General features: G+C 64.5%; 1 pseudogene. It reads left to right on the top strand.

Annotated features, from left to right (window positions below):
• Positions 1–411 (top strand): annotated as a pseudogene (locus EOA29_RS39995) (IS5/IS1182 family transposase); the annotation flags it as partial.
• Positions 412–456: the final 45 nt, after the last annotated feature.

The raw sequence follows: 456 nt of genomic DNA, 5'->3' as shown, positions 1-456 counted from the left end.
AAGAGCGCTGCCCGGCAATCCTATGACGGCCACACGCTCGCAAGCGTCGTCCCCGACATGGAAAAGACCATCGGCAACGAGATCGGCCGCGTCCTCGCCGACGCCGGCTGTCGCGGCCACAACGCACCGCAGAGCCACAGGTCAGGGTCTTCACCAGCGGCCAGAAACGCGGCGTCACCCCAGCCATCAGGCGCCAGATGGGCGCCGCTCCGCCATCGAGCCGTCATCGGCCACATCAAGGCCGAGCATCGCATGGGCCGCAACTACCTCGCCGGCCAGCACGGCGACGCCCTCAAGGCCATCCTGGCCGCCGACGGCTACAACTTCTCCCTCCTGCTCAACTGGTCCAGGCAGCTTTTGTGGCATCTAATCGCAGCCCGCCAAAGTCAGCCAAACGAGATCGAAGCCTGACCAATCTCATTGTTCACGCTCGACTAACGCTCCAGAGTCCGAGGA

Source organism: Mesorhizobium sp. M1E.F.Ca.ET.063.01.1.1 (assembly GCF_003998155.1).
Taxonomy (GTDB): Bacteria; Pseudomonadota; Alphaproteobacteria; order Rhizobiales; family Rhizobiaceae; genus Mesorhizobium.
The sequence above is the reverse complement of the archived record's forward strand: the minus strand, read 5'-3'. Positions and strand labels throughout refer to the sequence as shown.